This is a genomic window from Bacillus salipaludis, assembly GCF_030938565.1.
Taxonomy (GTDB): Bacteria; Bacillota; Bacilli; order Bacillales; family Cytobacillaceae; genus Neobacillus; species Neobacillus salipaludis_A.
The window spans coordinates 4,141,026-4,163,755 of record NZ_JAVGVR010000001.1; the positions used below are offsets into that span (position 1 = coordinate 4,141,026).

Sequence of the window (22,730 nt, forward strand, 5' to 3'; positions counted from 1 at the left end):
TTTTCTTTGAGATCTATCTATTAGTAATCTTATTTATAATGACCGGATGCCCCGTAACCTTTGATCGTTATTTTCACGTTGTAATGAATGGGAACCTTACTGAAGGTTTGATCCCAATCCTTTTTAACTTTTTCCCATAATTTCGGATTTTCAATTTTTATACGGTTGCCAAAACCAGCCACGTCTACTTGATATTTCTTTTGCATTTTTTTTACTGAATCCTCGACCAATTGTTTTACGGCACTTTCGATTGACGCTTCTGCCCTTTTAAGAAAAGAATTTTCAAACGGTGTACTGGATGTTACCCGATGCTCCATTAATATCCCTTTTGATTCAATATTGACATCAAATGAGATGGTGTTTCCCCTTATATGTGGTGTGATTTTACTTTTTATGGTTTCAATCTCATACATAATCAGCCTTTTTGACTGTTGATCAAAACTTTTGACCACACCGCCTTTTTCTTTTCCCGCCAACCAGGTAATTCCTTCTAATTCCTTCTTATTTAAAAAACCACGCAATTTTTTTGTCTTTCCATCTATCACTGCAGCTCCGGCAAATTCCACTTGTCCATTTGCTGAAACCACGTTTTGTAATAGAAAACTGGAACCCGATTGGAGCTTGCTATCCAATTTAATAATCGAGACTGGAGGTAAAATCCTGGTTGTTCGATAAGCATTATCGACGATTCCAAACAAACGGAAGGCAGGAACTTCTCCTTCCTTCTTGGATATTAAGGAATCGCTTGCTCTCCCATTACTGACAACCACCAGACAGCTTGGGCGGAACTCATTATCCCGAAGATACAGATCAAATAACTCTTGCAAACTGAACGATCGCGCCAGTTCTTCCCCAATAACCACGACTTTCATATGTGAGGCATTTAAGGGAAGGTCCGACCGTAATGATAATTCCCGCACCTCTTGGATAAGAGAATTTCCCGTTTCAGAAATATTCAAGTAGGAATTTTTTTGTGATTCTTCCCCTTTACTCGATGAGCTGGCGATTTCTGGCGTAATAAGTTGGTAAGTGATAGTAATTGCATTTTCCTTTGAATCCTCTGCGTATTTCTCATTCATCATTTTTTCGGAGTTTGAATCCTTATTTGTATCTAGGGCCATTCCTACCCCAAGACTTAACTCCTCGATTTCATGGCTGCTCCAACAGCCAGTGAGGGAAAACAGAAAAATAACAGACAGTGAACCAAAAAGAATACGAACGAACAAGTGTTTAAACTTCATGTTGCCCTTCTCACCCATTTTGCGATGATGAGAAGGAATAGTGGCATTACACCAAATAGATACAATGCAGCATTCCCAATTACATCACCAAGCTTAAAAACATCATTTAAATTTTTAGGAATCATGGAAATTAAATAAATAACCGGTACCAATCCAATCATAAATGTATGAATATTCTTTTTAAAAATTTGAGCCAGTCCCAGTGCAGCAGCATAGTGTGCAATTGTATAAATGGTAAACATTTGCATAATCCAAATCGCCAGCAGCAATGATTCAAATCGTTCAAAAATCAAACCTGAGATTTCAAAACTTCGCAGCAGATCAAGTGTCGGCCATGTTCTTGTGACCACCTCATCCGCTGATAATGCACCAATTACAAGGACGACAGTAATGATATAAAATATTAAAGGAATCGTAATACCCACTATCACGGCTTTTACTGCTTTATTTGGCTCACTCATAAAAGCCACAAGGAACAGCATAACCTCAGGACCAGTAAATGCAAGCGCCGTTGTTTTTACCCCTTTTAGCACTGGTATAATTCCCGCCCCCAATACGGGACGTAAATTATCGATCTCAAATATTTTGAAACTCAAAAAAATGGCGAGCAAAAAAAGGACGACCGTTATCGGTAAAATAATATCAAAATGTCGTGCAATTGGATTAATTCCGCCCATCATTAAATAAAGCCCCACCAACATGAATGGCAGGATAATCGCCCAACTGGGAGTTCCTTCCAGTAATAAGAACTTTGTTACTTCCGTCAAGGAACGGATTTGAAAACCGGATGTGGCGAGAAAATAACCAATAACAAGTAAACCAAGAAATCCGCCGACCCACTTGCCTACAATATCCTGACTATAGAGATAAAAAGTTTTTTGCGGAAATCGCTGGCTTAACTTCGCAATAATAATTCCTGCAAGGATTGCTAGCAGCCCGCCTAACAAAACGGTGATCCATACATCAGGAGTACCCACCTTATCTACGGACGCCCTGGGCAAGGTGAGGATTCCTGTGCCAAGAATCGCGTTGATGAGGATAACCGCTGCCTGGGAAGTCGTGATTTGATCTTTAGGATTTAGAATCATACCTTACTCTTCCTTTCACGATACATTATCCCTTCCGTATCTTATCTTTCGGATGATTCACTTTTGGACGTTCCTTCATCATCATAAGCGGCATGCGAAACATAAAGTCCTTCCAATCACTTAAACGATAAGGAGCCGCCGGACTCACATATGGAGTGCCAAAACTTTTTAATTTCACTAAATGGGCGGTTAAGAAGATGAAAAATAAAATCACCCCGTACAAACCTAAAACTGCAGAAAAAAGCATGGCTACGAAGCGAAGGATACGTAGCGGTATCCCTCCGCTATATTGCGGAATGGCAAACGATGAAATAGCCGTTAAAGATACGATAATGACTAAAATATTGCTCACAATCCCTGCCTGTACAGCGGCTTCACCAATAATTAATCCACCGACAATGCCCATTGCCGGACCAATAGGTTTTGGCAGACGGAGCCCGGCTTCCCTCAAAATTTCTATGGAAATTTCCATGAATAAGGCTTCAATCAATGCCGGGAATGGAACCCCTGTCCTCGAACCTATAATGGAAATCGCTAACTTAGTCGGAATCATCCCTGGGTGAAACGAGATAAAAGCAATATACAGCGCTGGTGTGAAAAGAGCCAGAATCGATGCCAGATACCGAAGTAATCGGAGCAGTGTACCGGGAATCCATCTTTCATAATAGTCTTCCGGTGATTGTAACATCATGCTAAAGGTAACCGGAACAATTAATGCAAAAGGCGTTCCATCCAGTAAAATGGATACCCGGCCTTCCATTAAAGCAGCCATTACTCGATCAGGACGCTCTGTACTCTGCACCTGTGGAAAGGGGCTTCGGTAATTATCTTCAATCAACTGCTCGACATAACCGGATTCCGGGATATGATCAAGATCAATTTTCTTTATGCGCGTTTCTACCTCTTGAACTAAATCCGGGTCGACAATTCCTTTAATGTAAGCAACCACCAAATCTTTTTTTAAAGTCCTACCAACTCGAAAATTTACAAAGGTTAGATTTTCAATTTCACCGTTTCCTCGCAAAATTGAGGTATTATCCCTCAAAGACTCCGTAAATCCAACGCGAGGCCCTCGGACTAAAGACTCAGATACAGGTTCTTCTATCGCTCTTGTTTTTAATTTTGTGGTACCTAAGACGAGCACCTCTGAAGACCCATCGATTAAAAGTGCTGCAGAGCCTGTTAGGATTTTAGCAGCTGCCACTTTTATCGAACCTATCTCTTCAATTTCACTAATCGGGATCACTTGGTTTTTTAAAAATTCATTTAATTGATTTCCTTTTACTGCGGATAATTCATGTTTTAATTCTGAAGAAAATTCAACCATTAAGGATGAAATAATTTGTTTATTTATGAGTTCTATGTCAGATAATCCAATGACAAAAATGAGGCATGCCCCTATCCCAGTACGCCCCATGTTAAACTCCCGATAATGGACATCCCAGTTTTGACCGATTTCTTGTTTTACTAATTCTAAATTTATTGGTAAGTCGTCGGTAAAACTTGTAGCAGATTCTTGAGAAACAGTATCTCGTCCATAAGCCTTTTTGTCTGCAAGTCTGTTTATTTTTAGTTTTCTCATTGATTAATCACTCACTAGTTGTTAATCTGCGAACCAAGAATAGATCATTTTGGACTGTGTATGTACCATCATTTTTGTCTTTTATATAGGAATTTAAACCATTTTGGTTCAGTTGCAATTGGATATATTTGCACAAATGAATTTGTAAAAGATGCAACCATCAGCCAACAGTTACTTACATCCTTGACCCCCTATGGCCGTCAGATCGGCGAAAACTTGGAAAAAAATCGGAACGGAAGATTCAAAATTACTAAGCAGAAGAAAACTCAAAGGAATGAAAAGGATATCATGGGGTGAGTGCACAAAAGTAATGGCCGATTCCATGCAAAAACTGCTTTTGAAACATTTTTCAGAAGAGTAATTACTCTAGTTTCTCCTTTACTTGTTTTATTTATTACGGTGGTTTTCTGTGGTGCTCTTCGAAGCAGTGGGATTTCTATAAAAAAACACCCACAAAAATTTATAAATAAATTTGTGAGTGTTTTACCGTTTTATATTTTGGTTCACTATGTTAGCTTTTTAAATCTCTTGTTACATATATATGGAAACACTTTTATACAATTTGAAGACATTCCTAATGAGATAAAACAGTTGTGTTCTCTCGTACCATTTGAATAAAATACTTCATAATTCTACTATCTTCTGTTAACTCTGGATGAAAGGAACAACCTAAAAATTGACCTTCTCGAGCTAACACAATGCGCTCTTCATGTTTTGCTAGAATTTCAACATTTTCACCGGCATCTACGATATGTGGTGCCCGGATAAAAACAGCAGGAATATCTTCCCCTATTCCATGAATGGATAGCTCTACTTCAAAACTATCTACTTGGCGTCCGAATGAATTCCGTTCAACCACTACTTCCATTAACCCAAGATGAGGCGTATCATATCCGACGATTTCTTTTGCTAATAAAATCAGACCCGCACATGTTCCAAACATCGGAATTCCTTTGTCAGCTAAAGCACGAATGGGTTCTAGTAAACCGTAACGGTCCAGCAGCTTACGCATTGTCGTACTTTCTCCGCCAGGCAATACCAGACCATTTATATCTTTTAGATCCTCAACAGATTTAACAGAAATGGCTTCACAACCAAGCTCTTCTATTTGTCTAATATGCTCTCTGACTGCACCCTGTAATGCAAGTATCCCAATTTTCAGCATGTTACCAACCACGTTCCTGCATTCGTTCGCTTGCAGCTAGCGTTGAAATATCAATACCTTTCATCGGTGTCCCTAACTCTTTTGAAATTTCTGCAATCAGTTTATAGTCTTGATAATGTGTAGTTGCTTCTACAATGGCACGTGCGAATTTTTCTGGGTTATCCGATTTAAAAATACCTGATCCTACAAATACACCATCTGCTCCAAGTTCCATCATTAAAGCTGCATCGGCAGGTGTCGCTACCCCACCAGCAGCAAAATTTACAACTGGTAAGCGCCCTAATTTTTTGATTTCAAGTAATAATTCAAATGGTGCTCCTAAATTTTTTGCTTCAGTCATTAATTCATCTGTACTCATACCCACAACGCGTCTTACTTGCGCATTCACTTTTCGAATATGACGAACAGCTTCTACAATATTACCTGTTCCCGGTTCACCTTTCGTACGTAACATGGAAGCTCCTTCTCCAATCCGACGTGCAGCTTCCCCTAAATCGCGACACCCACATACAAAAGGTACGGTATAGTCGCTTTTTAATAAATGGTATTCTTCATCAGCAGGAGTCAATACTTCACTTTCATCGATGTAATCAACACCCATTGATTCTAATACACGTGCTTCTACAATATGACCAATACGTGCTTTTGCCATTACTGGAATGGTTACAGCGTTCAATACTTCCTCTACAATACGAGGATCCGCCATACGGGCTACGCCCCCAGCTTTTCTAATATCAGATGGTACCCGTTCTAAAGCCATAACAGCAACTGCACCTGCAGCCTCTGCAATTTTTGCTTGCTCGGCATTAATGACGTCCATAATAACGCCGCCTTTTTGCATTTCTGCCATTCCACGTTTTACTCTTTCAGTTCCAACTTGTTTCATAAAAATAACCTCCAATGACTTGATGATTCCTAGTATAATAGAAATTGACTTTAAGAAAAGGTTCAATTTTCAAAAAATCAATATGGTCAGTTGGGGGAATTGCAGATGGATATGCTTATGTTTAAATTGGATAAAAGTACAGCAAAACCTTTATATGAACAGCTTTATATCGGTATCAAGGATGCCATTATCCATAAACAAATTGAAGTTGGAACCAAATTACCATCCAAAAAAAAATTAGCTGAATTTTTAAATATCAGTCAAACAACGATTGAAATTGCCTATTTTCAACTCATGGCAGAAGGCTATGTGGTATCTAAACCTCGGATTGGTTTCTTTGTAGAAGAGATCGATGAATTACCCTATATTGAAAAAGAGCATTTAAACATGCCTATAGAGAAGGTCGAGAAGAAAATCTATCAATTTGACTTCCATCCGGGAAAAATTGATACCGACTCATTCCCATTTTCACTTTGGCGAAAATATGCAAAAAATTTATATGATAGTAGCTCAAAAGAGTTTTTACAAATTGGAGACCCTCAAGGAGAATTGGCATTAAGAGCTGAAATTTCAAAATATCTTTATCAATCAAGGGGGATTGTATGTAAACCAGATCAGATTGTCATTGGTTCGGGAACGGAACATCTACTTCCAATGATTCTAAGATTACTTGAAAATGATTCAAAATTTGCTCTTGAGAACCCTGGCTATTCTGCTATCCCCAAAATACAATTAGAAAATAGAGCCATCCCGATTCCGGTAGATGAAGAAGGTTTAATGGTGGATGAACTTGAAAAAACAAATGCCAACGTTGTTTACATTACACCTTCACACCAATTCCCAACGGGTGCGGTACTATCAGCAACAAGAAGAACACACCTGTTAAACTGGGCTGCAAAAGATGAAAATCATTACATCATTGAAGATGATTACGATAGTGAGTTTCGTTATATCGGAAAACCCATTCCTGCATTACAAGGCTTAGACCAAAACAATAAAGTCATTTATATGAGCACTTTTTCCAAATCATTAATGCCTTCCTTACGTGTTGCTTATATTGTATTACCTACAACCTTGCTGCAAAAATACAAAGAGGCATTTAGTTTTTACTCGGCAACCGTACCGAGATTTGATCAGCATATTTTAGCTAATTTTATGAGAGATGGATATTTTTCAAAACACTTAAACCGGATGCGAAAAATTTATCGTAAAAAACATGAAAAATTAACCCAAATATTTGAAACCTATTATCCTGATGTTAAAATCACTGGAGACCAAGCCGGAATGCACGTTTTAATTTCTGTCCCCCTGTCAAAAAGTGAAGATCAGTTGCAACGGATAGCAGCAAAAGACAATATTGCCATCTATCCAGTAAGCGATTATTTATTAAAGCCAATTGAATATCAATATCCAACCTTTCTATTTGGCTTTGGCAGTATTCCAATCGATCAAATTGAAAAAGGCATTCACCAATTAATGCAATGCTGGGGAATTTCAAAATCAAAAAAGCGATAGAGCGATCAGTCAACTTGGATTTTTGTAATTAAATTTCATCTAAAAACTAATATTACATTATTTTTCCAATATTTTAATAATAAAAGGAACCAGACTGTAGAGTCAGGTTCCTTTTTAAGATTTTTCAAGTAAAGATTATTGGTTTAAATGTTTGATGAATTCTTTCATGAACCCTGGCAGGTCAGGCCATGCATGTCCTGATACTAGATTTCCTTCAACATGGAGATGTTTGTCAATATATTTTGCCCCTGCTGCTTCCACATCTGGTTTACAGGCAATATATGCAGTCAATTCACGGCCCTCCAAGTATTGGCGGACTGTTGTTAAAATTAGACTGGCATGGCATATGGCTGCTACTGGTTTATTCGCTTCAAAAAAGTGAGCAACAATTCTTGGAACATTTTTATTTAACCGAATGTATTCAGGTGCCCTTCCTCCAGGAATAATTAACCCGTCATATTCTTCAGGATTGACATCTTCAAATGCAAGGTTAGACTCAATCAGATATCCCTTGCTTTCCGTATAGGTATCCCAACCGATGAAATCATGTACGACTGTTTGCAGTTTCTTCTCGGATGGTGCAGCAATTTTAACATCATATCCTTCTTCTAGGCAGCGAAAATATGGATAATAAACCTCTAAAGATTCAACGGCATCCCCTGCTAAAATTAGTACTTTTTTTGACATACTCATCCCTCCATACACTATAAACCAAGCCAACATTATTTATATTCGAAACTCTTTCTATTATTACTTTTTTACCTTATATTGTTTTCATAAATCTGTCACAACTTCCCCTCTCCCACCATGTCCTTTTCACCCGTTTTTCTTTATATAGGCGGTGAAAGGGTGGTGCAATTATATGCAAATAAAATCAGGTAAAATTGAAGGCTTCGAACAATATTCTCAATTCTCTTCACTTAAGGAATTTAATACCCATCTAGAGATGTGGCTGGCTATACATAAGAAGGATTTTTCGAAAGGTGAATTAATTGGACTAAAACGGCTGGTTCGTTTTTCGGCAAAAATCCCAGGAGTTTCGAATGCCAAAATTGGCACCGTCTTAAAAGCGATTCATGAAGAATATCATGACAACGGCATTTCCCGGTCAACCTTTAAACGGATGATCCAAAAAGCAATCAACTTAGGAATCATGACAGTCTATGAAACCGAAAGAAAAAACGGCTCACAATCGAGTAACCTTTATGTATTTAATCGTTTTCCTCAAAGTGAACCACCAAAAGAGGAAAAAATGGACCACCCTAAAACTAGCAATCTTCCTAAAACCAATAATCAAGAGATAAATAAACGTAATCAAGAACCGTCTGTTGAAATCGATCACACTTTTGTTAGTGACCGAGTACCGAAACCGTTTATGCAATTAGTAAAATTCTTCTTTTCTGATGCTAAAACCATTGAAGAATTTTGGCATATGGTGAATATTGCAGCCTATCGAGGTGACCAGGAAAAGAATAAAGATCAAGTTCTAGAAACAGCCATTCAAGCATTTAAGCAATTAGTTAGAAAGCTAAAAACAAATTCCATCGTCAAAAAACCAATCGCCTATTTTTATGGAATTCTTGAGAAAAAATTTGAAGAGCTTTATTTTGAGGAATTATGGGAGATGGGGTTTAGTCTGAAAGAACAGGATTAAACATTGAATTCATCCTTTGGATTTAAATTGATTGTCTGTTAATATAGTGTGTGTTGATAAGACAATGAATGTGTTAGGGGAATCATAATGGGAAAACTTTTTAAACTTGTCATGCTTCTTATAGGAGCTTTTGTGTTAATTTTTATCATCGTTGGGGTTGTCAATGGAATTCCGCATATCTTAGATGAGAAAAATGCACCACAACAAAGTGAAAAAGCTCTGCCAGGTAAAGCAGACTATGATCAAATTCGCGTAGGAGATGTAAAGACTGGCGAAGGTGGCATGACTAAAGCTGAGGTAGAAAAAATCCTTGGGAAACCAACTGACCAAACCCAAGGCCAATCAGGGAAATTGAAAATGGAAGTCTACACCTATGCTGCAAGTGCCGGTCCGAATTCGATATTGGTAACATTCATACATGGGCACGTCTCTGGTAAAACCCAAACAGGACTTGAATAGAAATTCAAATCATCATAATTTCAACTGTCATATTTACTGGTTGACCGAATATCTATATTGTATGGGAAACGTAAGTCTTTACTTCTTCTTAGTGAGACCGGAGGATAGAAAATTCACTTAGGTTAGGAGGGCGAATGAAGATTAACCTAGAGGTTATGATTCAGTTGCTTACGCTCATAGTGATGATGATCGGACTTGCTGTCAAGGAAAAGTAAGACTTTACCACCTGGGAAAACGAGCCACATAATTGGGGCTCGTTTTCAGTTTGATTGTCGTTACCTTATTTTGTTCCTGAAACTAATCCCTTTTAGCTAACCGATCTCGGTCTTCAAATGTCGGAGGTTGCTCCCTCCATCTTCTCTCAATCATTAAATCCATGCCATCTTCTCCAAAAGCTCCTGCTTTCGTTATAAAACTGGCGTACATCGCACTAATATCCCTACGCATGGTTGCAGATAATCCAGCTCCATAAGTTGCTACACCAAGATTAGAAAGAATGCCAATAATATAAAGCATCAAATGGTCCGAAAATGGCGGTATGGTTGAATCTGTAACACTTTGGTCCCATGACATTGCATTTGGGACATCACTTTCTAAAAGTACATCATGAATAGAACTCAGAATATGTTTCGTTAAGTGCTTTCCTCTCAGGAAATATTCTCTTATTTCTCGTTCTTGAGCCACCTGCGGAAAACCCACACATGTTGCTCTACCAATTTCATTTTGAAAAGCATTAAGCATCAAATGGATAACTTCTATTCCCAACAAGGAACGTTTGCGACCAAACCAACCTGTTAAAAAATTTTCTTTGTTGACATAGTCAATTTTAATTGGATAGGTCATATAAGGAATCCGCACAAAAGTGCCCTTATTTTCCATAAGATTCACTACATCATTGTATAATTGTGAGGCATCATCGTAGAAATCTTTATACATTTTTCGTACATCTTCTCTTGCAGCTGATGTTAAACCTACAGTATGGGAAGCAATTCCAAAACGACAAATTTGCAATACATACTGCATATAAAACATATCGGAAAAAAGTTTTGGTGCCCCAGGAATAACATGTTTCCCTACCTTAAAGCCTTCTGGTACTGCAATTTTCTCCTTCAGAAATAATTGCTCTGTTTCATTCATATGTTTTTTGGCAATGTTTTTCGTTTGCTCGAGTATAGGATGAATGTCTGGGTCTGAGTAGGATTCCAAAAAGTGGTGCATTATACAATCCACCATACTGTCGTTAACATACGTACCCCATAAGACTGATACTTCTGCGCTTGTTAGTTTTACGCTCTCGTCCTTGCTCTCCATAACATGTCCACCATCCTTTTTCATCTATATCAACAATCTAATACTGAAAATATATACTAGGTAATTATGTTCATAGAAGTATTAGAATTAACCGTTATGCTAAAAACTTTTCCTATACCTTTAATTTTTCAAATGGTTCGCCTTGTGATAGATTTTCCTATGTAAATAATTGTTATTCAGGTTTTGATTATTGAATCTTCATTCAAAATTTTAATAGAGCTTAATACAAAAAAGTTCCCCATTCGAATTGAATGGGGAACCTAAAAACCTTTATGAATATTCACCTGTATATAGAAGGATAAATTTCTTGTAAGTGATCTGATATTAAATTGTAATACTCTTATCATTAATTTAATAAAAATCTGTGCTATAATTTTGACAAATTCAGATAATTACATGAAGGTTATCAGATATCATTATGGGAAAAGGTATTGGTGGAACAAATGCTATACATATGGGATATTGAAAAGATCATTGAAAATACTCTCCAACAACATAATTTAGAAATTAATTATGAATTTAACAATCATCTAACTGTGCCCATGAGTTATAACGTATCGACAAATACGATTAAGTTTAACTACTTACAAATTAACGGATATAAAGATAAATTGAACTTTAAAATTAAAGAGACTGATGAAAACTTTGTTAAACTTATTCTTTATCGAGTACTCGGGTACTATTTAGATTTTAAGAAAAACAAACATGATACAAGGATTCTAATGTATGGAGAAGATGATGAGATCGAACAGCTTAAATCGTTAATTGAAACAAATGCTTGGGAATTTGGAAGAACGTTGGTCCCTAAACATCTAGTAGAATCTTATGACAGAGTGCGCGATTTAGATAAAATGCTGCTACCAAGCCATTAAACCAATCAATTATTTAATATTTCGGCCTTTTACTATTAGAATAACACTACCCTAGACTTGTTTTCTGATTTTTTTGATATAGAAACCAGTCTCCGCTTTCAATCAACTTCATATTTTTGAAATTCTTACTCTCTGGAAGGACATAAACAAAGGCCAGAAAATCCCCAGTACCAGTATGGATCACTTGTTCCACTCGATTATAAAGATTATCTTTTCCAACTCCATTGTAGTCTTCCAACCCATCGAGGTCAGAAAGCTGCGCGTCGTCCACTATATAAAGTTCTCCAACTACTCGACTGTCAGTGGATTGCACTAAAAACGGGTACCCCTGATGCGAATCAAATAGCCTTCCTTCTGTGAAACAATGACTTGCAATACAAACAGCATCTTTAAGCAGCTTATGATTACGGTCATCCTTTCTTAAGGTGCCGTAAACGAATACATGGTGCCTTTTTTCCATTACCATCACTCCCAAATATTTAAATCTTCTCCTACAAATACTCCCGAAAGCAGTACATCACTTTAAACCACTTTTGTTATTTGGCCTTTATGAGTTTTTTTATGATTGTTAGTTTATAATATTTATCTAAATATTGTTAAAAACTTTTACTCCGTTAGGGTCAACAACATTCGACGATAAGAACCCATTTATAACCACTTCCTTAATCATAACTTCATTACCGACTTTGGAAATGATTTGATAAAGAGGTCCTCCAAACAACTGGGCAAGGTCTTTATCCAATCCCTCCATTTTAGTTACCAATTTTAATTTTTTTATTTTTATGTTCTCACTCATAGAGTCTATTACATCTATATTCGATTGGAGTTCAATCCTAAAATGATAGGGTGTAGTAATAAAGGTCCTCCTTTCACCGCGATCAACTTCCCAATTCATTCTTTCAGCATTTTCACTAATTTCTCCTTTTACTTCCTCCGATACTATAAAGCCAATATGATCAAACATAATCCTCTTTCCATAACCAAAAGTTATATTAACTGCCCCTTTTCTTGCTTCTAAAATTCGGAAAAGAATCTTTTTTTCACGAAAATCATCCCAAGTTAATGGAGGATTAAACGTTTGAAAATCGCCATTGTATTTTCCTAAACGTTGCGATATGCGAAATCCATTCTCTTGATAAAACTTTTCAGTTTCCTCCACATGGGGAGTCCAAAAATGATAATGAAAAATCATTATGTCACCTCTATATTAAAACCTGTTTTTCATATACTTTCGATAAAATCAAAGGATTTCCTGCTTTGTTTCTTTTACCCATTTTTATACCCATAAAAAAACTAACCGAAAAAAATTCCGATTAGTTTATATTCATTGATTTTCTTTTTACATATTTTTTAATTTAAATTGTTTATACCATTGGCCTGCAGCCTCTACTTCTTCCAATGTTAGTTGGTGACCTCTATTTTCCCAATGAATTTCAACCTTCGCATTTGCCTTGTCTAATAAAGATTGTAGTTCAGAGGACTCTGTTGGAGAGCAGATTGGATCATTTGTTCCAGCGGCAATAAATACTGACTTCCCTGATAAATCAGGAAGTTCGATTCCTCTTCTCGGTACCATTGGATGATGGAGAATCGCACCCTTTAAGGCATTTTGATAATGAAATAATAAACTTGCCGCAATATTCGCCCCATTTGAGTAACCGATGGCAATGACATTATTTCGGTCAAAACCATACTTTTCAGCTGCTTCATCTAGAAACTCATTTAATTCTTTTGTACGGAAAATAAGATCTTCTTCATCAAAGACCCCTTCCGCTAATCTTCTAAAAAAACGCGGCATGCCATTTTCTAATACATTCCCACGGACGCTTAAGACATTCGCCTCATCATCCATTCTTCCTGCAATCGGCAACAGGTCTAATTCTGTGCCACCCGTACCATGCAGTAATAATAACGTTGGTTTAGTTGGGTCTTGTCCCTTATTGAATATATGCTTCATGATTAATCTCCCTCCAGAACGTTCATCGTTGAAATGAACTATTTAGGTCTTTCGATTTCAAAAATCTCACCAATTTTGGCGTAATAATTCCCAGCCAATCTACTTACCGCAGCCAAACCCTTGGGATCAATTCTCCCTTTTTCATAGAGGTCATTTTCGATATGAAATTGCACCACTTTTCCAATGATTAAATCACATCCCGGGGAATCCGAACCTCCCAATTCAAATGAATGTTCCAAAGAACACTCCATTCTAATTTTCGCCTCCTTAACTCCCGGCACAGTAATTTTTACGCTTTCTACTGGAGTTAATTTCGCTAACTCTATTTCACTTTGATTTGGTGGAAGACTGGCAGCTGTTTTATTTACTTTTTCCACATTTTGTTCATCCACAATATGAACAACAAATTCTTTAGACTCGATGATATTTCTTGATGTATCCTTTCGTTCCCCTTGTGCACGTTGAATCGATAATGAAATCAACGGAGGATTGGATGATACGATATTAAAATAGCTAAATGGTGCACCATTCAAAACCCCGTCTTTTGATATCGTTGTGACGAAAGCAATCGGTCGAGGTATGATGCTTCCTATTAGGAACTTATAATTATCCCGTTCAGACAATATGGCTGGGTCAATCGAAAGCACAGTAATCATTTCCTTTCGTAAAATCAGTTTAGTTCTCTTACTTCAAATGGTAACAATCCGCGTTTTATTTGTCCTCTATGAGGCTCATATTGTGATGGCAACATTAATTTTTCCCCCATTGTAGCTTGTGACTCATCATGCGCAAAACCTGGAGGATCAGTTGCAATTTCAAAAAGGATTTTCCCATGTTCCCTAAAATATATCGCATTAAAGTAGTTTCGATCCTGTACTGGTGTAACGCTATACCCATTTGCTTGAACGAATTGTTTCCAATCTAATTGATCCTCATCATCTTTCGCCCTCCATGCAATATGGTGTACAGTTCCCACACCCATTTGTCCTCGACCAATCGGAGTTAATTTAAGATCGATTATATTTCCGATTTCAGCTAAGGAGCGAAAGCGTACAAAATCCCCCTCTATCCCGATTTTTTCTAATCCTAAAACATTTTCTAACAATTCCGCTGATTTATTTGGTTGAGAGGATAAAAGAGTGGCACCGCCAAATCCTTTTATGGCTACATCCGATGTTACTCCACCAAAGGTCCAAGTATTAGCTTCCCCTTCTTCTCTTTCTACGATTTCCAAATGAAGCCCATGTGGATCATCAAATTCCAGGTATTGCTCGCCAAAGCGTTCCATTTTCGTAAAAGAAATGTTGAATTTTTCTAGTCTTTTTTCCCAAAATCTAAAAGCACCTGTCGGAACTACATATGAAGTTACTCCGACTTGCCCGTCTCCAATGATCCCTTGACGTGCACCTGTCCATGGAAAAAAGGTAATAATTGTTCCTGGTTTTCCACCTTCGTTACCAAAATAAAGATGATAAGTTTCTGGATCATCAAAATTGACCGTTTGTTTGACAAGTCGTAATCCTAAAACTCCAGCATAAAAATCTACATTTTCTTGTGGATGACCTACGATGGCTGTGATATGGTGAATCCCCATTGTTTTCTTACTCATTTTTCTCACTCCTTTTTAATGTGAAATTCGCTTTGAAAAGGAACTGTATACGTTATTTTGTTCCTAATTTGAATTTTGAAGTCTTATATTTATTTGAATTTAAGAATCTCAATTCCGAGATATTTTAGAAAAATAAAGCATCTAAAGCATATTGACCAGGACCGACTAAAGCTATACCGATCGTAACGGCGATCAAAGTTAAGTTATACTCATACCCATTTGATGTTGCCCATACTCCATTTGGACCATGCACTTTCACGATCGCCATTACCATAGTACCTGCAATGATAATTCCCGCAAGTGGCGTTAAAAGTCCTAAAGCAAACAAAATTCCACCAATTAGTTCTGCTAATCCAGCGAATAAGGCCATGGTTACTCCCGGTTTCACACCAACGGATTCAAACCAGCCTCCCGTACCTTTTAACCCGTAACCACCAAACCAACCAAATAATTTCTGAGCACCGTGACCAATGAATAATATACCAACTACTAAACGAATTATTAATAAGCCAACATTAATCATTTCTGATTCCTCCTAAGTGCTTTTATCTTGAATCCGAGATATTTATTTTAAAAAATAAAATTTTATATTGTATTCTTTACTTTCTCCAATAACCGAAACAATGTCACTGCCTCATCAGAATTTAATGAATGAAACATATCCTCAATTAACTCAAGATGTTTCGGCATGATTTCCTCCATAAATTGATTTCCTTTATCCGTTAATGTCACATGAATCACACGTCGATCATTAGGACAGTCATTTCTCTTTAACAAACCTTTTTGTTCTAATTTATCTATCACATAGGTCATCGATCCACTAGAAATTAAGATGCAGTGACCAATCTGTTGGATGGTCTGTTTCCCCTTTTGGTAAAGGACCTCTAAAACTGAAAATTCCGTAATACTCAGTTTGTTTTTAGTCATTTCTTCCTTTATGCGCTCATGAATAGCTTTTGATGTTTGCATTAAGACAAGAAAGGGTAAATTCTTGCATTTTCGCACCATTTTAAATCACCTCCCAAAATCTCGAAATTTATTATCTTGAATATGAGATAATTATAATTCTTAACATTTTTCATGTCAACACCTATTTTTATTCATGCAATTTCCCCAATTAGAAAAAAGGCAGCATAACTTATTAAAAGTCATGCCGCCCTAGTCCAATTTTCTTATTTTGAAATGGTTAATTTTCCTTTAAAGCTAAGCTTTTTTTGATAAAAAAATTGTTTGTATGCCAAAAGCAGAAAGTAGATGATTGAAATTCCTAAGACGAATATCCAGATATTGTAGATCCATTTATTCCCCCATATGCCTATGAAAGAAAAAAGCGCCGGCAAAGTTAAGGTTATCCATGATTGAATAATAGCTACTTTTCCAACGAATTTATTGATATTGATTTTTTGTGTATTGATTACAAAAAATAAAAACCATAAAAATGACCACAATAGCCATGTCAACGCATTAACCATATCATGAAAATGGATAATGGATTCCATCACATAACCGAGAGCGATAATAGACACCCATAAAGAGTAGTAACCCAGCCCGCTTCCATTCATTCCTTTTAACAGAGTAATTCCGACGTACAAATAGGTTAGACCGAACAAGAAAGTGGCTGCTTTTTCAAATAAAAACCAGTGATCTTGACCGGAAATAATAATTAAATAAAAAGGAGCGATGACTTGGAACGCCCCAACAAACAGATTAAAAATCCCAACGTTTTTTTCATCCGCTTTTCCTACGAGCATAATCCCATTTAAAAATAATGCAGCACCAGATAAGAACAAACCGATTATATCCATTTTATTTTTTCCTTTTCGTTTTTTTATATTACAAGTAGCTGGTTTTTTATATAATCAAAAGTCTTTACTTTTTAAAAAGTCGTATGACGTCCGATTAGCATTTCTTATTATACTTATACTCGATCAGAGAGTAAATCCTTTCTATATCTTAAAAAAATGGAAATTGTTTATTTCACCACACAAATAAATTGGTTAGCACTATAACCTTTTACTTTTTTCAACAAAAATCATATGATATAAATGTGATATCACTTTTATATCACGTTGATCTTAGGGAGGGGATTGTATGACAGAAAAAACGATCTTTAAAATGAATGGTTTTGCCGCACTTGTCATTGCCATTGTGTGTATTGTTGGCGGAGTTTTATTAGTCATTAACGGTGTTTCAACACTAGAAAAAATACTTGCCATTGTAGCCGTTCTACTCGGTTTGATCATTGCGACCAGTTTAACCATTGTTCAGCCTAACGAAGCAAAAGTATTAACATTCTTCGGTACGTATCTAGGTGTGATTCGTGAACAAGGATTATGGGCAACCATTCCCTTCACGTTTAAACGACGTGTTTCCTTACGTGTGACGAACTTTAACAGCGAGAAATTAAAGGTCAACGATTTAGAGGGAAATCCGATTGAAATCGCTGCTGTTGTGGTATATAAAGTAAGGGATGCTGCTAAAGCCCTATTTGATGTAGAAAACTACGAGAAATTCATTCAAATTCAAAGTGAAACTGGGATTCGCCACATTGCCAGCACCTATGCCTATGATTCATTTGAATCATCCGGAAACGCCTTAACATTAAGACAAAATAGCGATGAGGTTGCAGACGTTCTTATGTCTGACTTACAAAAAAGACTTGAGGTTGCCGGGGTCGATGTCATTGAAGCAAGGATTATGCATCTGGCCTATTCTTCCGAAATCGCATCTGCCATGCTTCAAAGACAGCAGGCTCAAGCAGTGTTGTCGGCACGGAAAGTGATTGTTGATGGTGCTGTAGGGCTAGTCAAAGCCGCAATTGATCAGCTGGCTGAACAAGAAATTGTCGAGCTGGATGAGGAGAAAAAGGCACAGATGGTCAATAATTTGATGGTCGCGATTGTATCTGAAAAGGGCACGCAGCCCATTATCAATACAGGAAGTATTTATTAAGGTTGTGTCGTAAATGACGAAACGAAAATCATTTCCGCTCCGTATTGATCCCAAATTATATGAAGTGTTGGAAAAATGGGCGGAAGATGAAATTAGAAGTGTGAACGCCCAAATCGAAGTAATTTTAAAAGAGGCGGCCAAAAAGGCCGGCAGAATGAAAAAAGAATAAATTACGGATATTTAAGGCACGGGGATATAATAATTATCCCCGTGCCTTTAGTTTACAGCTGGAGCTGGTTAATGAACGGGCTCCTCCCATTTAAAAAAGAGTCACCCCCCAAGGTAATACACCTTTTATTGGTTGTTACATATTATGCATTAATGAAAACGCCTAGGGGGAGTCCGAATGATTATACATGTGGTGAGCGCTGGCGAGACGCTCTGGCAAATTACCAACCGCTATGCTGTAAATATGAATACAACAGTTCAATTAAATGGGTTACCCAACCCAAATCAATTACTAATAGGACAGTCGTTAGTTATTCCAAAACCTGGGACATCCCACAGCGTTAAGTATGGGGATACATTATGGTCCATTTCTCAACAATACGGCGTCACCATTCAGGCGATTATCCAAGCGAACCAACTAACAAATCCAAATGTTTTATATCCTGGGACCAAACTATTTATTCCTTCTATCACACATATTGTTCAATCAGGGGAGACCTTATGGCAAATCTCCAACAGGTATCGGATCACGGTTCAGGCAATCATCAGTGAAAATCACATTCAAGACCCTAACATGATTTATCCAGGTATGCAATTGGCAATCCCAAGAACAAAACCAACGATTGAAGTAAATGCTTATACGTATCAGTCGAACGAAACAACTGTCGATAACTTTAATGAATTTGGGAATCTACTTACTTATTTTAGCCCATTTGCTTATATGATCAAGGAAGATGGGACATTACAACCGATGAATGACCAGGTAATGGTTGATGCTGCAAAATCTAAAAATATTGTACCCATGTTGGCGATCACAAATTTCACCTCCACACAAGCTGGATCAAATTTAGCGCATGTTATTTTATCCAATCCAGATTTAAGAGAAAAAGTACTTACAAATGCTCTTCAAGTGATGGATACTAAGGGCTATAAAGTGTTAAACATTGATTTTGAAAATGTACAACCGGATGACCGCGAGAATTATAATCAATTTTTACAATTAGCGGTTGACCGTCTGCATCCAAAGGGATATTTGGTCTCAACTGCTCTTGCACCAAAAGTAAGTGCAACCCAAGCAGGACTGTTATATGAAGCACACGATTATGAGGCACATGGAAGAATTGCAGATTTCGTGGTACTTATGACCTATGAATGGGGATATCGACTTGGCCCTCCGCAAGCAATCTCTCCTATTAATCAAATGCGAAGAGTTGTGGAATATGCCTTATCGGTGATGCCAGCAGAAAAAATATTTTTAGGATTCCAAATTTATGCCCGTGATTGGTTTCTCCCACATGTTCAGGGCCAAGAAGCCGAGACCTTTAGCCCTCAAGAAGCGGTAAGAAGGGCTGTTAAATATGGGGCTTCCATACAATATGATACGATCGCACAATCACCATTTTTTCGCTATGTAGATGAGCAAGGCCGGGGTCATGAAGTATGGTTTGAAGATGCACGCAGTGCTCAAGCAAAGTTTGACATGGTGAAACAATATAACCTGCGTGGTGTCAGTTACTGGGCATTAGGTTATCCATATCCACAAAACTGGGCATTATTAGGTGACAATTTTACGATAAAAAAATTAGCTTTGTAATGGGGAATCTGGGATATGAAGGACAAATCTTTCATTGGGTACCCGCGAATTGTCATTCATCCAGGCTATGAAGGATAAATCTATCGTTGGGTACGCGTAAAATGGTCTTCATCCAAGCTATGAAGGACAAATCTTTCTGGGTTCCCTGTGAAATGGTCTTCATCAAGGCTGTGAAGGACAAATCTTTCATTGGATACTCGCGAATTGTCCTTCATCCAGGCTATGAAGGATAAATCTTTCGTTGGGTACGCGTAAAATGATCTTCATCAAAGCTATGAAGGACAAATCTTTCTGGGTTCCCTGTGAAATGGTCTTCATCAAGGCTGTGAAGGACAAATCTTTCATTGGGTACCCGCGAATTGTCCTTCATCCAGGCTATGAAGGACAATTCTTTCATTGGGTACCTGTAAAATGGTCTTCATCAAGGCTATGAAGGACAAATCTTTCATTGGATACCCGCGAAATGTCCTTCATCCAGGCAATGAAGGACAAATCTTTCATTGGATACTCGCGAAATGTCCTTCATCCAGGCTATAAATGAAACAGGACCATTTTTACACTTTAAAGAATACATTCAGTCTCGACTATTTCAATTAACTCCTTCAATTGCTCTATACTTTGATTTAACGAAAGTGAATAATAACGCTGAGTTCCTTTTTGTTCTATTTTAACAAGTTGAAGATCCCGCATGATTTTTAAATGGTGAGAAATCGCTGGTCGCGATAAACTGGAATGTTCAGCAATTTCATTTACACTTAACGGTTCTCGTTCTGCCAGCAAAAGAATAATATCCTGCCTTGCCGGGTCACTTAACGTGTTAAATAACGGAATACACGCCCTAAAAACATCAATCGCTTGTTTTGTCATAACTCCAAGAGCCCCCTTACTTTTCACCAGCGACATACATCGCAATTTTTGCTCCCAGGCTCCTTGGCAAAAACTTTGCTGCGAGTGCACCAGCTTTATTCAATCCACCCGTTATTATCACACGTTTCCCGTGCATCATTGCCTGGTAACCTTGTTGAGCTACTATTTTTGAAGACATAGCCCGACTGAACATTTTTGTTCCTTCCACACTGGCAACCGAACCAAAATTGGTCTTTGTTGCACCAGGGCATAGAGTGGTAACGGTAACACTGCTCCCTTTTAACTCTTCCACAAGTGCTTCTGAAAAAGAAAGCACATATGCCTTTGTCGCGTAATACACAGCCATTAATGGACCCGGCTGAAATGCGGCTGTACTTGCGACATTCAGGATTCTCGCCTTATTCTGTTGTTTTAAGCTTGGCAGGAAATAATAGGTTAATTCTGTTAATGCCGTAATGTTAAGTTGAATCATCTCTGATTGTTTTTGAAGATCTAGGTCAACGAAGTTCCCCATTAATCCAAAACCAGCATTGTTAATCAAAGCATCGATATTAATTCCCTTTTTTTTAACTTCCTGGAATACTTCATTAGCCGCTCCTGGTACGCTTAGGTCTTTAGCAATGATCGTCACTTCAATATGGGGAAAGGTATGTTTGATTTCTTCTAATTTTTGATTATTTCTAGCAACTAGAACAAGATTGTAGCCATCAGCAGCAAACAGTTTTACGAACTCATATCCTAAGCCGCTTGTAGCTCCAGTAATTAATGCTGTCCTTTTCACACACTCGTTCCTCCATTGGGGTTTGTATTTTATTCGAAAAATAGAATATTCGCGTTTAAATGTTTAAACGTTTAAACGTATAATAATTAAATATCCTCTTAATGTCAATTACATTGAGAGAAAGATCACAAATTATAATCATTTACTTATGCTCCGAATTTGGAAGGACTGCTTCGAATTTTTCTGACCATTAAACAGTGGCTGTGATCGGCCTCATTTTTGCTTGTCTGTATCTTGGACTCATTCTTTACTTTTTCGTAGCAGGCAAAACACTTCTGGCGGTTGCCTGTATCGCAGGAGCCCTATGCCCAGGGTACTTTTTCCGCTCTGTTATTAACTGAATGTTGATTTCACGGTGTTTGAAAAATAAACGGAAAAATTCCTTTTAGTTTGGGAAATGTTCATATTTCCATAAAAATAAAGGTAGGTTTTCCGTTTATCTCATCCAAATCATTAGATTTTAGCTTGTTTAGAGGAGTTAACCGGAATATCTCCGCTAATATGTGCTTCTTAACACTTGACTACATACATTAGCCGGAGAATCTCCGCCTACTATCATAGCTACATGAAAATCAGCTATGATTGAAAGAAAGCAACTGAATGAATTACAACATCAACCAGACAAGGTAGTTTTTTCCTAATTAAATATGCTACCATTATGTTAATAAATCAGTGAGGTGGAGAAATTGAAAAACAAAGTCATTTTACTCTCTTCAGATCAGCTTGGCAAAGGAGAACCAGAACTAGGTGAAGGAATATTAGAAACCTTCTTTACGATTCTTAAGCAGAAGGAAGAACTGACTGCTGCTGTTTTTTGTATGAACCGGGGTGTGTTTACACTAACAGATAACTCGCTTGTTTCTCTCCAATTAAAAGAACTGGAAGAAAAGGGTGTTGACGTTCTTGCATGTAAAACATGTGTAGACTTTTATGAGCTAAATGATAGGCTTGTAGCTGGGAAAATCAGCGGGATGGACCATTTTATTGAATTAGCCTCAAAATATGAGGTCCTTACCTTATCTTGATTTT

General features: G+C 37.4%; 25 protein-coding genes. 8 read left to right on the forward strand and 17 right to left on the reverse strand.

Translation table 11 applies throughout. The features are described 5' to 3' along the window. Positions 1-29 precede the first annotated feature (29 nt). The 5 genes from RCG21_RS20610 to pdxS all read right to left on the reverse strand — a co-directional run bounded on the left by RCG21_RS20610 (position 30) and on the right by pdxS (position 5,962). The gene (locus RCG21_RS20610; RefSeq protein ID WP_133334854.1) at positions 30-1,241 is read right to left on the reverse strand and encodes a Ger(x)C family spore germination protein; all 1,212 of its coding nucleotides are present in this window, start codon (positions 1,239-1,241) and stop codon (positions 30-32) included. Further along, the gene (locus tag RCG21_RS20615; RefSeq protein WP_133334852.1) at positions 1,238-2,329 is read right to left on the reverse strand and encodes a spore germination protein; all 1,092 of its coding nucleotides are present in this window, start codon (positions 2,327-2,329) and stop codon (positions 1,238-1,240) included. Before RCG21_RS20615 ends, RCG21_RS20610 begins: the two co-directional genes overlap by 4 nt. Positions 2,330-2,354: 25 nt before the next feature. After that, a complete protein-coding gene (locus tag RCG21_RS20620) occupies positions 2,355-3,911 on the reverse strand; it encodes a spore germination protein (protein WP_133334850.1) in 1,557 nt (518 codons plus the stop codon). A 574-nt stretch (positions 3,912-4,485) separates the two neighbouring features. Beyond that, complete coding sequence (gene pdxT / locus RCG21_RS20625; RefSeq protein ID WP_133334848.1) at positions 4,486-5,076, reverse strand: pyridoxal 5'-phosphate synthase glutaminase subunit PdxT; 591 nt, start codon at positions 5,074-5,076, stop codon at positions 4,486-4,488. 1 nt (position 5,077) lies between these two features. Further along, on the reverse strand, positions 5,078-5,962 hold the full coding sequence (gene pdxS / locus RCG21_RS20630) for a pyridoxal 5'-phosphate synthase lyase subunit PdxS (RefSeq protein WP_026576133.1): 885 nt from the start codon (positions 5,960-5,962) through the stop codon (positions 5,078-5,080). A gap of 105 nt (positions 5,963-6,067) precedes the next feature. Between pdxS and pdxR the strand changes: the two genes are divergently transcribed. Then, entirely contained in the window at positions 6,068-7,477 is a 1,410-nt protein-coding gene (gene pdxR / locus RCG21_RS20635; RefSeq protein WP_208025368.1) for a MocR-like pyridoxine biosynthesis transcription factor PdxR, read from the forward strand. A gap of 135 nt (positions 7,478-7,612) precedes the next feature. Here pdxR and RCG21_RS20640 read toward each other — a convergent pair whose 3' ends face one another. Continuing rightward, the gene (locus tag RCG21_RS20640) at positions 7,613-8,164 is read right to left on the reverse strand and encodes a DJ-1/PfpI family protein (protein ID WP_133334846.1); all 552 of its coding nucleotides are present in this window, start codon (positions 8,162-8,164) and stop codon (positions 7,613-7,615) included. A 175-nt stretch (positions 8,165-8,339) separates the two neighbouring features. Between RCG21_RS20640 and RCG21_RS20645 the strand changes: the two genes are divergently transcribed. After that, positions 8,340-9,131, forward strand: a complete 792-nt coding sequence (locus RCG21_RS20645; protein WP_133334844.1) for a hypothetical protein — start codon at positions 8,340-8,342, stop codon at positions 9,129-9,131. 87 nt (positions 9,132-9,218) lie between these two features. Next, positions 9,219-9,590: a hypothetical protein gene (locus tag RCG21_RS20650; protein ID WP_133334842.1), complete on the forward strand. Its 372-nt coding sequence runs from the start codon at positions 9,219-9,221 to the stop codon at positions 9,588-9,590. A 297-nt stretch (positions 9,591-9,887) separates the two neighbouring features. Here the strand turns inward: RCG21_RS20650 and RCG21_RS20655 are convergent, their stop codons facing one another. Further along, a complete protein-coding gene (locus RCG21_RS20655; protein ID WP_308913723.1) occupies positions 9,888-10,901 on the reverse strand; it encodes a DUF3231 family protein in 1,014 nt (337 codons plus the stop codon). 443 nt (positions 10,902-11,344) lie between these two features. Here RCG21_RS20655 and RCG21_RS20660 point away from each other — a divergent pair, with 443 nt between their 5' ends. Beyond that, complete coding sequence (locus tag RCG21_RS20660) at positions 11,345-11,773, forward strand: hypothetical protein (protein ID WP_133334838.1); 429 nt, start codon at positions 11,345-11,347, stop codon at positions 11,771-11,773. A 46-nt stretch (positions 11,774-11,819) separates the two neighbouring features. Here the strand turns inward: RCG21_RS20660 and RCG21_RS20665 are convergent, their stop codons facing one another. The 8 genes from RCG21_RS20665 to RCG21_RS20700 form a co-directional block, all read right to left on the reverse strand. Further along, complete coding sequence (locus tag RCG21_RS20665) at positions 11,820-12,233, reverse strand: gamma-glutamylcyclotransferase family protein (RefSeq protein WP_165976265.1); 414 nt, start codon at positions 12,231-12,233, stop codon at positions 11,820-11,822. 126 nt (positions 12,234-12,359) lie between these two features. Next, positions 12,360-12,965, reverse strand: a complete 606-nt coding sequence (locus RCG21_RS20670; RefSeq protein ID WP_308913724.1) for a hypothetical protein — start codon at positions 12,963-12,965, stop codon at positions 12,360-12,362. A 147-nt stretch (positions 12,966-13,112) separates the two neighbouring features. After that, on the reverse strand, positions 13,113-13,730 hold the full coding sequence (locus RCG21_RS20675; protein WP_133334832.1) for an alpha/beta hydrolase: 618 nt from the start codon (positions 13,728-13,730) through the stop codon (positions 13,113-13,115). 38 nt (positions 13,731-13,768) lie between these two features. Next, positions 13,769-14,377: a flavin reductase family protein gene (locus tag RCG21_RS20680; RefSeq protein ID WP_133335560.1), complete on the reverse strand. Its 609-nt coding sequence runs from the start codon at positions 14,375-14,377 to the stop codon at positions 13,769-13,771. Between the two features lie 23 nt (positions 14,378-14,400). Further along, a complete protein-coding gene (locus RCG21_RS20685; RefSeq protein WP_133334830.1) occupies positions 14,401-15,339 on the reverse strand; it encodes a ring-cleaving dioxygenase in 939 nt (312 codons plus the stop codon). A 124-nt stretch (positions 15,340-15,463) separates the two neighbouring features. After that, positions 15,464-15,862 (reverse strand): DoxX family protein, encoded by a 399-nt coding sequence (locus tag RCG21_RS20690; RefSeq protein ID WP_133334828.1) that lies wholly within the window; start codon positions 15,860-15,862, stop codon positions 15,464-15,466. Between the two features lie 62 nt (positions 15,863-15,924). Further along, positions 15,925-16,347, reverse strand: coding sequence for a MarR family winged helix-turn-helix transcriptional regulator (locus RCG21_RS20695; protein WP_133334826.1), 423 nt, complete (start codon positions 16,345-16,347; stop codon positions 15,925-15,927). A gap of 164 nt (positions 16,348-16,511) precedes the next feature. Continuing rightward, positions 16,512-17,144: an AmiS/UreI family transporter gene (locus RCG21_RS20700; RefSeq protein WP_133334824.1), complete on the reverse strand. Its 633-nt coding sequence runs from the start codon at positions 17,142-17,144 to the stop codon at positions 16,512-16,514. Positions 17,145-17,430: 286 nt separating this feature from the next. Here RCG21_RS20700 and RCG21_RS20705 point away from each other — a divergent pair, with 286 nt between their 5' ends. The 3 genes from RCG21_RS20705 (at position 17,431) to RCG21_RS20715 (ending at position 20,053) form a co-directional block, all read left to right on the forward strand. Further along, positions 17,431-18,291, forward strand: coding sequence for an SPFH domain-containing protein (locus RCG21_RS20705; protein ID WP_133334822.1), 861 nt, complete (start codon positions 17,431-17,433; stop codon positions 18,289-18,291). Positions 18,292-18,304: 13 nt separating this feature from the next. After that, on the forward strand, positions 18,305-18,460 hold the full coding sequence (locus tag RCG21_RS20710; RefSeq protein ID WP_133334820.1) for a type II toxin-antitoxin system antitoxin: 156 nt from the start codon (positions 18,305-18,307) through the stop codon (positions 18,458-18,460). A 177-nt stretch (positions 18,461-18,637) separates the two neighbouring features. After that, a complete protein-coding gene (locus tag RCG21_RS20715; RefSeq protein ID WP_133334818.1) occupies positions 18,638-20,053 on the forward strand; it encodes a glycoside hydrolase family 18 protein in 1,416 nt (471 codons plus the stop codon). 561 nt (positions 20,054-20,614) lie between these two features. Here the strand turns inward: RCG21_RS20715 and RCG21_RS20720 are convergent. Together RCG21_RS20720 and RCG21_RS20725 are read right to left on the reverse strand one after the other, a co-directional pair. Next, the gene (locus RCG21_RS20720) at positions 20,615-20,920 is read right to left on the reverse strand and encodes an ArsR/SmtB family transcription factor (protein ID WP_133334816.1); all 306 of its coding nucleotides are present in this window, start codon (positions 20,918-20,920) and stop codon (positions 20,615-20,617) included. A 16-nt stretch (positions 20,921-20,936) separates the two neighbouring features. Next, positions 20,937-21,701 (reverse strand): SDR family NAD(P)-dependent oxidoreductase, encoded by a 765-nt coding sequence (locus RCG21_RS20725; RefSeq protein ID WP_133334814.1) that lies wholly within the window; start codon positions 21,699-21,701, stop codon positions 20,937-20,939. Positions 21,702-22,387: 686 nt separating this feature from the next. Here RCG21_RS20725 and RCG21_RS20730 point away from each other — a divergent pair. Next, the gene (locus tag RCG21_RS20730) at positions 22,388-22,726 is read left to right on the forward strand and encodes a DsrE family protein (protein ID WP_133334812.1); all 339 of its coding nucleotides are present in this window, start codon (positions 22,388-22,390) and stop codon (positions 22,724-22,726) included. The last annotated feature ends 4 nt before the right edge of the window (positions 22,727-22,730 follow it).

What these genes read in the sequence shown, in the direction of transcription:
- RCG21_RS20610 (WP_133334854.1), bottom strand. Translation starts at nt 1,241, where the DNA reads ATGAAGTTTAAACACTTGTTCGTTCGTATTCTTTTTGGTTCACTGTCT.
- RCG21_RS20615 (WP_133334852.1), bottom strand. Translation starts at nt 2,329, where the DNA reads ATGATTCTAAATCCTAAAGATCAAATCACGACTTCCCAGGCAGCGGTT.
- RCG21_RS20620 (WP_133334850.1), bottom strand. Translation starts at nt 3,911, where the DNA reads ATGAGAAAACTAAAAATAAACAGACTTGCAGACAAAAAGGCTTATGGA.
- pdxT (WP_133334848.1), bottom strand. Translation starts at nt 5,076, where the DNA reads ATGCTGAAAATTGGGATACTTGCATTACAGGGTGCAGTCAGAGAGCAT.
- pdxS (WP_026576133.1), bottom strand. Translation starts at nt 5,962, where the DNA reads ATGAAACAAGTTGGAACTGAAAGAGTAAAACGTGGAATGGCAGAAATG.
- pdxR (WP_208025368.1), top strand. Translation starts at nt 6,068, where the DNA reads ATGGATATGCTTATGTTTAAATTGGATAAAAGTACAGCAAAACCTTTA.
- RCG21_RS20640 (WP_133334846.1), bottom strand. Translation starts at nt 8,164, where the DNA reads ATGTCAAAAAAAGTACTAATTTTAGCAGGGGATGCCGTTGAATCTTTA.
- RCG21_RS20645 (WP_133334844.1), top strand. Translation starts at nt 8,340, where the DNA reads ATGCAAATAAAATCAGGTAAAATTGAAGGCTTCGAACAATATTCTCAA.
- RCG21_RS20650 (WP_133334842.1), top strand. Translation starts at nt 9,219, where the DNA reads ATGGGAAAACTTTTTAAACTTGTCATGCTTCTTATAGGAGCTTTTGTG.
- RCG21_RS20655 (WP_308913723.1), bottom strand. Translation starts at nt 10,901, where the DNA reads ATGGAGAGCAAGGACGAGAGCGTAAAACTAACAAGCGCAGAAGTATCA.
- RCG21_RS20660 (WP_133334838.1), top strand. Translation starts at nt 11,345, where the DNA reads ATGCTATACATATGGGATATTGAAAAGATCATTGAAAATACTCTCCAA.
- RCG21_RS20665 (WP_165976265.1), bottom strand. Translation starts at nt 12,233, where the DNA reads ATGGAAAAAAGGCACCATGTATTCGTTTACGGCACCTTAAGAAAGGAT.
- RCG21_RS20670 (WP_308913724.1), bottom strand. Translation starts at nt 12,965, where the DNA reads ATGATTTTTCATTATCATTTTTGGACTCCCCATGTGGAGGAAACTGAA.
- RCG21_RS20675 (WP_133334832.1), bottom strand. Translation starts at nt 13,730, where the DNA reads ATGAAGCATATATTCAATAAGGGACAAGACCCAACTAAACCAACGTTA.
- RCG21_RS20685 (WP_133334830.1), bottom strand. Translation starts at nt 15,339, where the DNA reads ATGAGTAAGAAAACAATGGGGATTCACCATATCACAGCCATCGTAGGT.
- RCG21_RS20690 (WP_133334828.1), bottom strand. Translation starts at nt 15,862, where the DNA reads ATGATTAATGTTGGCTTATTAATAATTCGTTTAGTAGTTGGTATATTA.
- RCG21_RS20695 (WP_133334826.1), bottom strand. Translation starts at nt 16,347, where the DNA reads ATGGTGCGAAAATGCAAGAATTTACCCTTTCTTGTCTTAATGCAAACA.
- RCG21_RS20700 (WP_133334824.1), bottom strand. Translation starts at nt 17,144, where the DNA reads ATGGATATAATCGGTTTGTTCTTATCTGGTGCTGCATTATTTTTAAAT.
- RCG21_RS20705 (WP_133334822.1), top strand. Translation starts at nt 17,431, where the DNA reads ATGACAGAAAAAACGATCTTTAAAATGAATGGTTTTGCCGCACTTGTC.
- RCG21_RS20710 (WP_133334820.1), top strand. Translation starts at nt 18,305, where the DNA reads ATGACGAAACGAAAATCATTTCCGCTCCGTATTGATCCCAAATTATAT.
- RCG21_RS20715 (WP_133334818.1), top strand. Translation starts at nt 18,638, where the DNA reads ATGATTATACATGTGGTGAGCGCTGGCGAGACGCTCTGGCAAATTACC.
- RCG21_RS20720 (WP_133334816.1), bottom strand. Translation starts at nt 20,920, where the DNA reads ATGACAAAACAAGCGATTGATGTTTTTAGGGCGTGTATTCCGTTATTT.